The sequence below is a fragment of the Hamadaea tsunoensis DSM 44101 genome, from assembly GCF_000428945.1.
GTDB lineage: Bacteria > Actinomycetota > Actinomycetes > Mycobacteriales > Micromonosporaceae > Hamadaea > Hamadaea tsunoensis.
The window spans coordinates 1-11899 of sequence record NZ_KE386821.1 but is presented as its reverse complement, the minus strand read 5'-3'; the positions used below and the strand labels follow the sequence as shown (position 1 = coordinate 11899).

The 11899-nt window shown below is 71.6% G+C and carries 12 protein-coding genes; 8 read left to right on the top strand and 4 right to left on the bottom strand.

The features are described 5' to 3' along the window. Window positions 1-27 precede the first annotated feature (27 nt). Together G401_RS0139075 and G401_RS0139070 are read left to right on the top strand one after the other, a co-directional pair. Window positions 28-552 (top strand): HAD domain-containing protein, encoded by a 525-nt coding sequence (locus G401_RS0139075; protein ID WP_027346760.1) that lies wholly within the window; start codon window positions 28-30, stop codon window positions 550-552. A 14-nt stretch (window positions 553-566) separates the two neighbouring features. Further along, on the top strand, window positions 567-980 hold the full coding sequence (locus G401_RS0139070; RefSeq protein ID WP_027346759.1) for a nitroreductase family deazaflavin-dependent oxidoreductase: 414 nt from the start codon (window positions 567-569) through the stop codon (window positions 978-980). 17 nt (window positions 981-997) lie between these two features. Here the strand turns inward: G401_RS0139070 and G401_RS0139065 are convergent, their stop codons facing one another. After that, window positions 998-1840 carry a helix-turn-helix domain-containing protein gene (locus G401_RS0139065; RefSeq protein WP_027346758.1) on the bottom strand — a complete coding sequence of 281 codons (843 nt, stop codon included), beginning with the start codon at window positions 1838-1840 and terminating at the stop codon, window positions 998-1000. A gap of 102 nt (window positions 1841-1942) precedes the next feature. On the opposite strand from G401_RS0139065, the gene G401_RS0139060 reads away from it, so the two are divergent. Beyond that, the gene (locus G401_RS0139060; protein WP_034594509.1) at window positions 1943-3025 is read left to right on the top strand and encodes an NAD(P)/FAD-dependent oxidoreductase; all 1083 of its coding nucleotides are present in this window, start codon (window positions 1943-1945) and stop codon (window positions 3023-3025) included. Here G401_RS0139060 and G401_RS0139055 read toward each other — a convergent pair. The 3 genes from G401_RS0139055 to G401_RS0139045 form a co-directional block, all read right to left on the bottom strand. After that, complete coding sequence (locus G401_RS0139055) at window positions 3022-3306, bottom strand: hypothetical protein (RefSeq protein WP_027346756.1); 285 nt, start codon at window positions 3304-3306, stop codon at window positions 3022-3024. The genes G401_RS0139060 and G401_RS0139055 overlap by 4 nt on opposite strands. A gap of 148 nt (window positions 3307-3454) precedes the next feature. Beyond that, window positions 3455-5800, bottom strand: coding sequence for an FdhF/YdeP family oxidoreductase (locus tag G401_RS0139050; protein WP_211240963.1), 2346 nt, complete (start codon window positions 5798-5800; stop codon window positions 3455-3457). A gap of 152 nt (window positions 5801-5952) precedes the next feature. Further along, complete coding sequence (locus G401_RS0139045; RefSeq protein WP_245602070.1) at window positions 5953-6780, bottom strand: alpha/beta fold hydrolase; 828 nt, start codon at window positions 6778-6780, stop codon at window positions 5953-5955. Between the two features lie 250 nt (window positions 6781-7030). On the opposite strand from G401_RS0139045, the gene G401_RS0139040 reads away from it, so the two are divergent. From G401_RS0139040 to G401_RS0139020, 5 genes are all read left to right on the top strand, one after another. Then, on the top strand, window positions 7031-8074 hold the full coding sequence (locus G401_RS0139040) for a Dyp-type peroxidase (RefSeq protein ID WP_027346753.1): 1044 nt from the start codon (window positions 7031-7033) through the stop codon (window positions 8072-8074). Continuing rightward, the gene (locus tag G401_RS0139035; protein ID WP_027346752.1) at window positions 8074-8877 is read left to right on the top strand and encodes a family 1 encapsulin nanocompartment shell protein; all 804 of its coding nucleotides are present in this window, start codon (window positions 8074-8076) and stop codon (window positions 8875-8877) included. Before G401_RS0139040 ends, G401_RS0139035 begins: the two co-directional genes overlap by 1 nt. Window positions 8878-8926: 49 nt before the next feature. After that, window positions 8927-9667 carry a GntR family transcriptional regulator gene (locus G401_RS0139030; RefSeq protein WP_027346751.1) on the top strand — a complete coding sequence of 247 codons (741 nt, stop codon included), beginning with the start codon at window positions 8927-8929 and terminating at the stop codon, window positions 9665-9667. Window positions 9668-9767: 100 nt separating this feature from the next. Further along, window positions 9768-10877, top strand: coding sequence for a TIGR03364 family FAD-dependent oxidoreductase (locus G401_RS0139025; protein WP_027346750.1), 1110 nt, complete (start codon window positions 9768-9770; stop codon window positions 10875-10877). After that, window positions 10874-11566 carry a phosphonatase-like hydrolase gene (locus G401_RS0139020; RefSeq protein WP_027346749.1) on the top strand — a complete coding sequence of 231 codons (693 nt, stop codon included), beginning with the start codon at window positions 10874-10876 and terminating at the stop codon, window positions 11564-11566. The genes G401_RS0139025 and G401_RS0139020 overlap by 4 nt, the downstream gene beginning before the upstream one ends. Window positions 11567-11899: the final 333 nt, after the last annotated feature.

Below are 11899 nucleotides of genomic sequence, written 5' to 3'. Positions count from 1 at the left end.
CCGGGAGCGCGAGGTATCGTCCGCCGTATGACGGGTCCGCTGCTCTTCCTCGACGTGGACGGAACGCTGCTGCCGCTGGGCGGGGTGACCTCGCCGCGTACGGAGGAAGGCTGGGCGGCCTGGCAGGAGGACGACAACCCGCTGCTGGTCAGGCTGACCCCCGGCCACGGGCCCCGGCTGGCCGCGCTGGGCTGCGAGATGATGTGGGCGACGGCCTGGATGCACGACGCCAACGAGGTGATCGCGCCGCGGCTCGGGCTGCCGCGCCTGCCGGTCGTCGAGCTGGGCGAACTGCCGCCGGTGGACGCGGGCGCGATCGCCGAGGACGATCCGGACCTGGGCTGGAAGACGCGGGCGCTGGTCGAGGTCGCGGCCGGGCGCGCGTTCGTGTGGATCGACGACGAGATCTCGCACACCGACCGGGCGTACATCGCCGAGCATCACAGCGGTCCGGCCCTCGTGCACCGGGTGGACACGAAGCACGGAATCACCGAAGCCGACCTGGTCGCCGTCGAGACCTGGGTACGCGCACAGACCGGCACCATCGACTGAGGAGCACGCCGTACATGGCACAGGACTGGAACGCGAAGATCATCGAGGAGTTCCGCACGAACGGCGGGCAGGTCGGCGGCCCGTTCGCCGGAGCGCCGCTGATCCTCATCCACCACACCGGCGCCCGCACCGGCACGGTACGCGTCTCGCCCGTGATGTCGTTCCCGCAGCCGGACGGCGGCTGGCTGATCGTCGCGTCCAAGGGCGGCGCACCGGACAATCCCGACTGGTACTACAACCTGAAGGCGTACCCGGAGATCACCGCCGAGTTCGGCGAGGAGACGTTCGCCGCGACCGCCGCCGAGCTGAGCCCGGCCGAGCGGGAGCAGGTGTGGCCGCAGATCGTCGCGGAGCGGCCCGGATTCGGCGAGTACCAGGAGAAGACGAGCCGCGTGATCCCCGTCTTCCGGGTGACGCGTACCGGCTGAGTCACGCCCGCTCGGGTTCAGCCGACGAGCCGCAGTCCCTGGTGGTTCAGCCGGTCCAGGGCCCGCTGCGTCCCCTCGTCCGCGGGCAGGTACGCGAGCAGCCGCTGGTTGTCGTCGGCCGCCAGGTCCAGCACCTCGTACGCGAGCCGCAGCATCCCCGCCTCGGCGTGGTTCCAGCGCAGGATCCCGTGGGACGCCGGCAGCCCGGGGAGGGTGGCGACCCGGCGGGTGAACTCCTCGCCGGCGAGGAAGGCCAGTTCGTCGGCGAGCGCGGCCAGCCCGGGGTCCGCCCGGAACGGGCCGTTCTTGAGCGCGGCGACCTGCTCGTCGGCGACGTGCGACCAGTCGGGGAACACCTCGCGGGCGCGGGGGTCGCCGAACACGAACCGGGGCAGGTTCGGCGTACGCTCCCCCAGCAGCCCGGCCGGCCCGGCGATCCGCTGGAACCCCGTCGTGTACGCGAGCACGTCCCCGAGCTGGTTGAGCAGCAGCGCCGGCGCGGGTTCCAAACGGTCGAGCAGGGCCTGGACCGTCGGGCGTACCGGCCGGACGGGCGGGGTCGCGCCACGGCAGTTGAAACCGGGGTCGGCCGACTTGGTGAGCCGGTAGAGGTGGGTCCGCTCGCTCGCCGTCAACCGCAGGGCGTCGGCCAGGGCGGACAGCACCTGCGGCGACGGGTGCCGGTCGCGGCCCTGCTCCAGCCGGATCACGTACTCGACGCTGACGTCCGCGAGCGCGGCGACCTCCGACCGGCGCAGTCCGGCCGCCCGGCGGCGGGGGCCGACCGGCAGTCCGGCCTGCGCCGGGGTGACCGCTTCGCGGCGCGTACGCAGGAACAGGCCCAGTTCGTTGTCGCTCACGGGTTCGACGGTAGCAGCGCCGCCGGACCGGATCGTGGCCCTGCGCCTACCACCCTCACGCCGGTCTCCACGAGGGCCGGTTCCGTGGCCAGAGTGGTGGGCATGACGAATCCCAGCGTGATCATCGTGGGCGGCGGGTACGGCGGGATCACCGTCGCGAAGGCGCTCGACGAGGTGGCCGACGTGACTCTGATCGAACCCCGCGACGCCTTCGTGCACAACGTAGCCACCCTCCGGGCGGTGGTCGACCCGGCCTGGGCCGGACAGCTGTTCATCCCCTACGACGGGCTGCTGACCCGCGGCCGCGTACGCCGGGACCGGGCCGTCGAGGTCCACCCGGGATCGGTCCGGCTGGCCTCCGGCGACGTGCTCCAGGCCGACTATCTCGTCCTGGCGACGGGGACGGCGTACCCGTTCCCGGCGAAGCTCGACTCCGACGACCGGGCGACCGGCGCGCGGCGGTTCGCTGAGGCGTACAAGACGCTCGCCGCCGCGGACCGGGTGCTGCTGCTGGGCGCCGGCCCGGTCGGCCTGGAGTTCGCGGGCGAGATCAAGGCCGCGTGGCCCGGTACCGCCGTGACCGTCGTGGACCCCGCCGACGAACCGCTCGGCCCGGGCTTCCCCGCCGAGGTACGCGCCGAGCTGCGCCGCCAGCTCGCCGAGCTGGGCGTCGACCTGGTCCTGGGTACGTCCCTGCGCGAGCTGCCGCCGACCGAGCCGGGTGCCGCCGCGGAGTTCACCGCCACCACACTGTCCGGTGTGGACATCACCGCGGACGTCTGGTTCCCGTGCTACGGCGCCGTCACCGCCAGCGCCTACCTGGCGGGCGAGCTGGCCGCGGTCCGGCGGCCCAACGGGCAGGTCGCGGTGACGCCGCAGCTGCGCGTCACCGGCCAGGAGACCGTGTTCGCGGTCGGCGACATCACCGACGTCCCCGAGCTGAAAATGGCCCGCCTCGCCCAGTTCCACGCGGCCGTGGTGGCGGACAACATCCGCGCGCTCATCGAGGGACGCGAGGCGACCGCCGTCTACGAACCCACGCCCGACGCCATCGTGCTGCCGCTCGGCCCGCACGGCGGCGTGTCCTACGCGCCCGAGGCCGGACTGCTCGACGCGGCCACGACGGCGCACATCAAGAAGACCTTCTACATCGAGCGGTACCGCGAACTCCTCGGCGCGGACTAACGGGCGGATTCGAGGCCGGCGACCAGGGCTTCCAGCTCGGGCCGCTTGGCCTCCTCCGCGACGAAGCCGACGAACGGGCCGCCGTCGAAGGTCAGCGTCACCTGGATCAGGCGCTCCTTGGTGCCCCCGAAGAGCTTGGTACGCCGCTCGATCTCCTGCCACTGCGCGCCGCGGAAGGACGACACCGGCACGCGGGTCTTCGACTCGCCGCCGCGCTGCTTCTCGAACCACTCGCCGTCCAGGATCAGGCGCTCGTTGCCCTGCCCATCCACGAAGATCATGGCAGGAGGGTAGCGATCGGAGCTCCGCGCCCGCTTCCGCCACAAGGCCGGTCACCCGCACCACCAGGCGGATCCCGCACGCACCGTCGTGGGCCTTCCCCTGTGCGGTAGTACGCGTACCGGCGCCGGCCGAGTCGGTGGAGGGGCTTCAGGAACCGGGTGGTTGCCGGGTGATCTCGATGACGAGGTGTTTGGTGACGGGCTGCTCGCTCTGGCTGCTCACGTCCGCGAGGCCGCACAGCACGTTGAGCTCCGGCATGTAGCCGGCCGCGCAGCCCGGCGGGATGGGGTGGGTCACCGCCCGGTAGCCGTGCACCGTGCGGCGCGTACCGTCGCGGGAGATCGCGGTCACGTCGATCAGGTCCCACTCGGACAGGCCGCGTGCCCGCATGTCCGCCTCGTTCAGGAAGATGACGGTACGCAGTCCGCGCAGCCCCCGGTAACGGTCGTCGTTGGCGTAGATCGTGGTGTTGAACTGGTCGTGCGACCGGATCGTGGTGAGCATCAACCGGCCCTCGCCAGGGTCCACATCGGACGGAAGCGGGCCGGCCCAGAACTCCGCCCGGCCGGAAGGCGTACGGAAGTCGCGTTCCCGGGCGGGCTGGGCGAGGCGGAAGCCGTGCGGCCGGCGGACCCTGGCGTTGAAGTCCTCGAAACCGTCCAGCGCCTCGGCCATCGTGTCCCGGATCCGGTCGTAGTCCTCGATGTACGCCGTCCAGGGCGTACGCGAGCCGGGCAGGGTCGCCGCGGCCATCCCGGCGATGACGGCGCATTCGGATCTCAGGTGGGGCGACACGGGGTCCTTCATGCCGAAGGAGATGTGCACCATCGCCATCGAGTCCTCGACGGTGATCCCCTGTTCGCCGCCGGCCTGCCGGTCCCGCTCGGTACGCCCGAGGCACGGCAGGATCAGCGCCTGCCGGCCGTGGACGAGGTGGCTGCGGTTGAGTTTGGTGCTCACCTGGACGGTGAGTTCGCAGGCGCGCAACGCCTCGGCCGTCGCCGGCAGGTCCGGGGCGGCGAGCGCGAAGTTGCCGCCGAGGGCCACGAAGACGGTCACGTCGCCGCGCCGCATGGCCTCGATCGTGGCCACCGTGCCGAGCCCGTGCTCGCGCGGCGGGTCGATCCCGCAGGCCGACGCGAGCCGGTCCAGGAACGCGGCGCTCGGGCGGTGGTCGATGCCGCAGGTGCGGTTGCCCTGCACGTTGCTGTGCCCGCGTACGGGGGACGGGCCGGTGCCGGGGCGGCCGATGTTGCCCCGCAGGAGCAGCACGTTGACGATCTCGCGTACGGTGTCGACGCCGTGCTCGTGCTGCGTCAGGCCCAGGCACCACGCGATGACCGTCCGCTCCGAGTCGCGATAGGACTGTGCGAGCGCGCGGATGTCGGCCTCGGCGATCCCGCTGTCGCGGACGATGTCGTCCCACGCCGTCTCCTCGACCGCCGACCGGTACGCGTCGAACCCGCTCGTGTGCTGCTCGATGAACTCCCGGTCGAGGGCGGCCTCGTCGTGCCCGGCCGTTTCGAGGAGCGCCTTCGCGACGCCGCGCAGGAGCGCGAGATCCCCGCCGATGCGTACCTGGACGTTGCGGGTGCCGGTCCTCGTCGTGTGGAACGTGGCCATGTCGACGAACTCGTGCGGCACGATGGTACGCCGGGACGCCGCCTCGATCAGCGGGTTGACGTGCACCAGGGCGGCGCCGCGACGATCGGCCTCGGCGAGCCAGGTCAGCATCCGGGGCGCGTTCGTGGCGGCGTTGTCGCCCATCAGCCAGATCGCGTCCGCCTGCTCCCAGTCGGACAGGTCGGTCGTGCCCTTGCCCGTGCCGATGGCCGCCGTCAGTCCCCGGCCGCTCGCCTCGTGGCACATGTTCGAGCAGTCCGGCAGATTGTTGGTGCCGAATTCGCGTACCCACAGCTGGTAGAGGAAGGTGGCCTCGTTGCTGAGCCGGCCCGAGGTGTAGAAGGCCGCGCGGTGCGGGCTGTCGAGGCCGCGCAGCGTGCGGCCGACCACGGCGAAGGCGTCGTCCCAGGAGATGGGGACGTACTTGTCGGTTCCGGGGTCGTAGGCCATCGGCTCGGCGAGCCGGCCGACGTCTTCGAGGTCGTGGTCGGTCCAGTTCGAGAGCTCGGCGACGGTGTGCGCGGCGAAGAAGTCGCGGCCGGCCTTGGCTGGGGACATCTCCCAGGTGACGTGCTTGACGCCGTTCTCGCAGATGTCCAGGTGCAGGCCGGTCGGGTCGTCGGGCCAGGCGCAGCCGGGGCAGTCGAAGCCGCCGTTCTCCTGGTTCATGACCAGCAGCGCCCGCATGCCGTCCAGCGGCTCAGGACTGTGCAGCAGCACGTGGCCGACGCTCTTGGCGGCACCCCACCCCGCGGCCGGATGGTGGTACTCGTATCGCTCGTGATCGCCCTTCGGCAGCGGCCCCCGCCCCAGCGCGGCCTCCCCCGGCACCGCCCCCAGCATCCGCTGCTCGGCGTCCCCCTCCACCATCGCTTCCCCCCGTGGTGCCGCGTTCGTGGTGCCGCGTTCGATGATCCCGTTTGGATCAGGGAAATCACCCGAATCATGGGCCATGATCACGTGCGAATCCCTGATCCAAACGGGATCTTGGTGCCGAGAGTTGCGGGCCGGCCCCTGCGGGGTCAGCCCTTGATGAAGGCGAGGAGATCCGCGTTGAACTCGTCCTGGTGCGTCGCGGTCAGGCCGTGCGGCGCGCCCGGGTACACCTTCAGCGTGCTGTTCTTGATCAGCTTCGACGACTTCGCCGCGGACGCCACCATGGGCACGATCTGATCGTCGTCACCGTGGATGATCAGCGTCGGCACGTCGATCTTCTTGCAGTCCGCCGTCTGGTCGGTCTCGGAGAAGACCCGGATGCAGTCGTACGCGGCCTTGAACCCGACGGTCATGCCCATCAGCCAGAAGCTGTCCCGCAGGCCCTGGCTGACCTTGGAACCCTTGCGGTTGGCGCCGTAGAACGGGGCGCTGAGATCCTGCCAGAACTGCGACCGGTCCCGCTCGACGTTGCCGCGCAGCTCGTCGAAGACGCTGCGGGGCAGCCCCTCCGGATTCGCGTCGGTCTTGAGCATCAGCGGCGGGATCGCGCCGACCAGGCACGCCTTCGCCACCCGGTCCGTGCCGTGGCGGGCCATGTAGCGGGTGATCTCGCCGCCGCCGGTGGAGTGCCCGACCAGCACGATGTCGTGCAGGTCGAGCTTTTCGATGACCGCCGCCAGGTCGTCGGCGTACGTGTCCATGTCGTTGCCGTCCCACGGCTGGCTGGAGCGCCCGTGCCCGCGCCGGTCGTGGGCGACCGCGCGGAAACCGTTGGAGACGACGTACCACATCTGGTCGTCCCAGGCGTCGGCCGTCAACGGCCAGCCGTGGCTGAACACGACGGGCTGCCCGCCGCCCCAGTCCTTGTAGAAGATCTGCGTACCGTCCTTGGTGCCGACCATTCCAGTACTCATGATCGTGAAAACTCCCCACTCGCGGGTGCGAATCAGATCTCGCTGGAGAAAAATCACGCGGCCGTCGTTGCCGCGGATGAAGGCGCTGCGGACCGCCCGCGCTCGCCGCGGGGTCCGTGCCCAAGTTCCATAGCGTACGCCGGAAGCAAACCGGTTCGCGGCAAAGCTCGGAATCATCCGGCTTGATCGGATCCGGTCGGTAGCGTCGAGCGGGGCGCACTCCCACCGGCGCCGATCCGGAGGTTGCGCGATGGAAGCGAACACGGCGGTCTCGCAGTCCGTACTGAGCCCGCTCACGAGGGCCGCCCTGATCCTCGTGGTGACCGTCGACCCCGGTGGCGAGGACCGCGTACGCGATCTCCTGCCGGACCTGTCCGGTCTGCAGCGGGCGGTGGGCTTCCGCGCGCCGGACGGCGATCTGAGCTGCGTGACCGGCATCGGCGCGGAGGTATGGGGGCGGCTGTTCGGCACCACGCCGCGGCCGGCCGAGTTGCACGCTTTCCGGGAGGTGACCGGCCCGGTGCACCGCGCGCCGGCCACCCCGGGCGATCTGCTCTTCCACATCCGCGCCCAGCAACAGGACCTCTGCTTCGCGCTGGCGCAGGAGATCATGGACCGGATCCGCGGCGCCGTCACGGTCTGCGACGAGGTGCACGGATTCCGCTACTTCGACGCGCGCGACCTGCTCGGTTTCGTCGACGGCACCGAGAACCCGGTCGGGCCTGCCGCCGCGGCCGCCGTGCTGATCGGCGACGAGGACGCCGCGTACGCCGCCGGCAGCTATGTCATCGTCCAGAAGTACCTGCACGACCTGCGGGCCTGGAACGCGCTGCCGACCGAGGCGCAGGAACTGGTCGTCGGGCGCCGGAAGCTGTCGGACGTCGAACTCGGCGACGACGAGAAGCCCGCGAGCGCCCACACCGCGCTGACCACGATCGTCGACCCGGACGGCACCGAACGGCAGATCTTGCGCGACAACATGCCGTTCGGGTCGGTCGGCCAGGCCGAGTTCGGCACCTACTTCATCGGCTACGCGCGTACGCCGACCGTCACCGAGCGCATGCTGGACCGGATGTTCCTCGGCGACGGCACCGCCGCCCACGACCGCATCCTGGACTTCTCGACCGCGGTCACCGGGAACCTGTTCTTCGCCCCGTCGGAGACCTTCCTCGACGACCCGCCCTTCGGCACGGCCGCCGACCCCGCCGCGGACCCCGCCGCCGACGGCCCCCGGGTCACCCTGACGCACACGTTCGCACCCACGCTCGGCGTGGGCGACCTGAGAGGACAGTGATGGACAACCTCTACCGGGAACTCGCCCCGATCAGCGCGGCCGCGTGGGCCGACCTCGAAGAAGAGGTACGCCGGACGTTCCGCCGCCACGTCGCCGGACGCCGTCTCGTGGACGTGGCCGAGCCCGCGGGCGAGACGTTCGCCGCGCTCGGGACCGGGCATCGCGAACCGGTTGCGGGGCCGGCCGACGGCGTACGGGCGGAGGTGCGGCAGGCGAGCGTGGTCGTGGAGCTGCGCGTACCGTTCACCGTCGACCGGCGGCAGGTGGACTCCGTCGAGCGCGGGGCCAAGGACGCCGACTGGCAGCCCGCCAAGGACGCCGCCCGGCAGATCGCGTTCGCCGAGGACCAGGTGATCTTCGAGGGGTACCCGGCGGCCGGGATCGCCGGCCTGCGGACGAGCGCGTCGCTGGCGCCCGTCCCGTTGCCCGAGGACCCGGACGACTATCCGGACGCGGTCAGCCGCGCCCTCGCCGCCCTCCGCCTCGCCGGGGTCGGCGGCCCGTACGCGCTGGCGCTCGGCGCCGACGCGTACAAGCTGGCGGACGAGGGCGCCGACGACGGCTACCCCGTACGCAAGCACCTGTCGGCGATCGTCGACGGCGACATCGTCTGGGCTCCGGCGATCGAGGGCGGCTTCGTCCTGTCGACCCGGGGCGGCGACTACGAGCTGGCCCTCGGCCAGGATCTCGCGATCGGGTACCTGAGCCACGACGAGGGCAACGTCGAGCTGTACCTGCAGGAGACGCTGACGTTCCTCGCGTACACCTCGGAGGCCGTGGTCGCGCTGCCCGCCGCCGCGTAGCGGAAACGCCGACAGGGTCTCCGGCCGCGATCGGCGTAGGGTGGGCGCCGTGCCGTCTGCCGCTTTCCGTTCGGGCGTACCGGATCACGGCCGCGTACCCAAGTACTACGCCGTCAAGGCGCGGATCCTGGCGGAGATCGCCGAGCTGGGCGTGGGCGCGCCGCTGCCGCCCGAGCGGGATCTGGCCGCCCGCTACACCGTGGCCCGGTCGACCGTCCGCCAGGCGATCTCGGAGCTGACGATCGAGGGCCGGCTCAGCGCCCGGCAGGGCCGCGGGACGTTCGTCGCGAAGCCGAAGGTAATCCAGCCGCTGTCCCTGCACAGCTATACGGAAGCGTTGCGGGACATGGGTTACGAGCCCTCCCGTACCGTCACCGCCTTCGACGTGGTCCCGGCCGGCGACGAGGTGTCGGCGGCGCTCGCGATCGGGCCCGGCGCGCCTGTGGTCCATCTGGAACGCGTACTGCTGGCCGATGGCGAGCCGTTGGGCCTGGAGAGCACGTACCTGGCGGCGGAGCGGTACCCGACGCTGATGGACGTGCTGGATCCGGCCGGTTCGCTGTACCGGTGCATGCAGGAGGAACTGGGCGTGGTGTGGGCGGAGGCGACCGAGCGGATCGAGACCGCGCTCGCGAGCCCGCGTGAGGCGCTGCTGCTGCAGACCAATCCGGCCCTGCCGATGCTGCTGATGCAGCGGGTCAGCCGCGATCCGGCCGGTGTGCCGATCGAGTGCGTGCGGGCGCTGTACCGCGGCGACCGGATCGGCTTCGAGACGCGGCTCCGCGCCTGACATCACGTAACCATAACTGGTCCGAACCTTTCGGCCCGGTTCACCCGCGCGTCGCGTACCGACCGCCTACGGTTCATCCGGCGCGCCGAGTCTTCTGCTCGTGCGAATCATCGTCGTGGGCGGCGGAGTGCTCGGCACCATGCACGCCTGGCAGGCAGTCGAACGTGGCCACTCCGTGGTGCACCTGGAGCGCGAGCGCGAGGCCCGGGGCGCCTCCGTACGCAACTTCGGCCTCGTCTGGGTCTCCGGCCGCGCCGCCGGCCCCGAACTGGCCGTCGCCTCCCGGGCCCGCCAACTGTGGCAGTCCATCGGGGAACGCGTACCGGGGGTGGGGTTCCGGGGCAACGGGTCGCTGACCGTCTGCCGGACGCCGGCCGAGGTCGCCGTCGCCGAGGCCGCAGTCGCCGCGCCCGACGCGGTCGAGCGCGGCTTCGAACTGCTCGACCCGGCCGAGACCCGCCGCCGCAATCCCGCGCTGCGCGGGGAGTTCACCGCCGCGCTCTGGTGCGGCCGCGACGGCGCCGTCGAGTCGCGGGTCGCCCTGCCCGCTCTGCGCGCCGCGATGGCCGCGTCGGGCCGCTACACGTGGCTGCCCGGCCGGGAGGTACGCGACCTCGCCGACTCCGCCGTACGCGACGACCAGGGCGACACCCACGCCGGCGACCTGGTCGTCCTCGCGACCGGGGCGGCGCTCGGCGGCCTGACCCGGGAGGTCGCCGGAGAACTGCCGGTACGCCGCGTCCGCCTGCAGATGGCGCAGACCGAACCGCTCGGCGAGGCGCTGACGACCTCCGTGGCCGACGGCGACAGTTTCCGCTACTACCCCGCCTTCGACTCGTCCGCCCTGGAAGCCGCCCAGGCGCAGAGCCCGGTGGCGGACGCGTACAAGATGCAGTTGCTGATGGTGCAGCGGCTGGACGGCGGCCTGACGATCGGCGACACCCACGCGTACGCCGAACCGTTCGACTTCGACGTCGTCGAGCCGCCCTACGACCACGTGACCGAGGTGGCCTCGGCGCTGCTCGGCCGCCCCCTCCCCCGCGTCGTACGCCGCTGGGCCGGCGTCTACGCGCAGTGCCTCGACCCCGCCGCGATCGTCCACCGACAGCGGCTCGGCACCGGCGCCGTTCTCGTGACCGGACCGGGCGGCCGCGGCATGACCTGCTCCCCCGCCATCGCCGAACAGACCGCAGAGGAGCTGGGCTGGTGACCCGCATACAGTTGGCGGTCCTCGACATGGCCGGGACGACCGTCGCCGACGACGGCCTCGTCGAGGACGCGTTCACGGCCGCCATCCGCGGCCAGGGCGTCCACCCGGGGACGGACGCGTACGACGGGATGCTCGCGTACGTGCGCCGGACCATGGGCGAGTCGAAGATCACCGTGTTCCGGCACCTGATGTCCGGCGACGAGACCAAGGCGCAGCAGGCGAACGCCGCCTTCGAGTCCGCGTACGCCGACCTCGTCGGCGATGGCCGCTGCCGTCCCGTCGACGGTGCCGCCGAGGCCATCGCCGCGCTCCGCGAGGCCGGTGTCAAGGTGGCCCTGACGACCGGCTTCGCCCGGTCCACACAGGACGGCATTCTCGACGCCCTCGGCTGGCGGGACATCGCCGACCTCACGCTCTGCCCGGCCGAAGCGGGTCGCGGCCGGCCCTACCCCGACCTCGTCCTCACCGCCGTCCTCCGGCTGGCCGTCGACGACGTGCGGGCCGTCGCGACCGCCGGCGACACCGCGTACGACATCCTCTGCGGCCTGCGCGCCGGGGCGTCCATCGTGGCGGGCGTACTGACGGGGGCCCACGACGAGCCCACACTCGCCGCCGCAGGGGCAACCCACGTCCTCCCGTCGATCCGCGAACTCCCCGCCGTCATCTCGGGTCCCATGCAAGATCATTAGGGTCAAGATCTTTTTGTCCCGGGTTCGTCGATCTCACCTCCGCTCCTCCCGCGGGAGACCGTTCCGCCCCTATCGCTGCGCTCCGGGGACTCCACTGCCAGGTGGGTGGGGCGAAGCATTGTTCACCGTCGTCCGGTCACCGCTTCACCCCACCCCCGCCCGGCCTTTGTCCCGACTGTCCGATATGGGCGCCGGGACGGCGGTCGGTGGGGTGATCGTTTACGGCTGTGGTGTCGAAACGGCCACCCGATGCATGATCGTTTACGGTTCCGGAGCGCGCTGACCGGGTTCCGCTGCACCTGACACGTCATTGATCATGCAGATCGGGCCGGA

Bases quoted from the DNA above. Each gene is read 5' to 3' on its own strand.
- G401_RS0139035 (WP_027346752.1), top strand. From the start codon at position 8,074: ATGGACAACCTCTACCGGGAACTCGCCCCGATCAGCGCGGCCGCGTGG.
- G401_RS0139075 (WP_027346760.1), top strand. From the start codon at position 28: ATGACGGGTCCGCTGCTCTTCCTCGACGTGGACGGAACGCTGCTGCCG.
- G401_RS0139070 (WP_027346759.1), top strand. From the start codon at position 567: ATGGCACAGGACTGGAACGCGAAGATCATCGAGGAGTTCCGCACGAAC.
- G401_RS0139045 (WP_245602070.1), bottom strand. From the start codon at position 6,780: ATGAGTACTGGAATGGTCGGCACCAAGGACGGTACGCAGATCTTCTAC.
- G401_RS0139040 (WP_027346753.1), top strand. From the start codon at position 7,031: ATGGAAGCGAACACGGCGGTCTCGCAGTCCGTACTGAGCCCGCTCACG.
- G401_RS0139060 (WP_034594509.1), top strand. From the start codon at position 1,943: ATGACGAATCCCAGCGTGATCATCGTGGGCGGCGGGTACGGCGGGATC.
- G401_RS0139055 (WP_027346756.1), bottom strand. From the start codon at position 3,306: ATGATCTTCGTGGATGGGCAGGGCAACGAGCGCCTGATCCTGGACGGC.
- G401_RS0139050 (WP_211240963.1), bottom strand. From the start codon at position 5,800: ATGGTGGAGGGGGACGCCGAGCAGCGGATGCTGGGGGCGGTGCCGGGG.